The organism is Peptoniphilus duerdenii ATCC BAA-1640 (genome assembly GCF_000146345.1).
Lineage (GTDB): Bacteria > Bacillota > Clostridia > Tissierellales > Peptoniphilaceae > Peptoniphilus_B > Peptoniphilus_B duerdenii.
This window is the reverse complement of sequence record NZ_GL397079.1, coordinates 1-933: the sequence shown is the minus strand read 5'-3', so window position 1 is coordinate 933 and position 933 is coordinate 1. Positions and strand designations below refer to the sequence as shown.

General features: G+C 33.1%; 1 protein-coding gene. It reads right to left on the bottom strand.

The window, feature by feature from the left end:
- Positions 1–167: 167 nt before the first annotated feature.
- The coding region (locus HMPREF9225_RS09665; protein WP_040551892.1) for a LacI family DNA-binding transcriptional regulator at positions 168–933 on the bottom strand (766 nt) is incomplete at its 5' end.

Genomic DNA, 933 nt, shown 5'->3' with positions numbered 1-933 from the left:
GTTTTTTTTTACGTTTCTATTATTGATTGTTTTTCTTCTTTTTCTGCGGCGTTTTATAGATTAACATAGTTTTTTTATTTTGGCAATGGTTATATAAAAAAAGACTCCATTTTTTTCATGAAGTCTTTTACTTTTTCATTTTCTATCTATTATATTTATGTTTAATTCTATTTTATTTTCTTTACTGAATCTCTTTCGACTATTCTTGCTGGCAAGTATACTTTGTCTTCTGATTCTTCTTTTTTGATTTCTTTTAGAATTCTTCTGATTGCTACTGCTCCTATGTCATAGTATGGCACTTTGACTGAGGTTAGTTTTGGTCTTGTTAGTTCTGTCATTTCTGTTGCGCCATACCCTGTTACGGATACGTCTTCTGGTATTTTGTATCCTCTGTCAAGGAGTGCGTTTTGTAAATGGATTCCTAATTCGTCTTGGGTGGTTACGAAGGCTGTTACTCCGGATTTTATTTTTTCTTCTACTTTATCCATTATTCCTGCTACATCTTTTTCTCTGATGCCTTCTATGCCTATTGTATTTTTTACCAAGCCGTGTTCTTCTAGTGCTTCTAGGTATCCGTCTTCTTTTATTTTTTCTTCTGTTCTGTCGAAGTCTTTTCTTACATATAGTAATCCTATATTTTTATGTCCGTTTTCTACTAGGTAGTTGGTCATTTGGTAGGTGCCGTCTTTGTGGTTTACTCCTACTGTGTAGTGTTCATCTACGTTGTAGAATCTGTTTACGTTTATATATGGTATTTTGGATTCTTCTAGTCTATATAGTAGTTTTGTGTTTAGTGTGTCTGAGATTACTATTATTCCTTCTACTTGTTTTTGTAGTAGTAGTTTTGCAAATTTGACTTCTACTTCTGAGTCTCCATAGGAGCTTGATAGTAGGATGTCGTACTTGTACATTCTTCCTATTTCTTCTACTCCT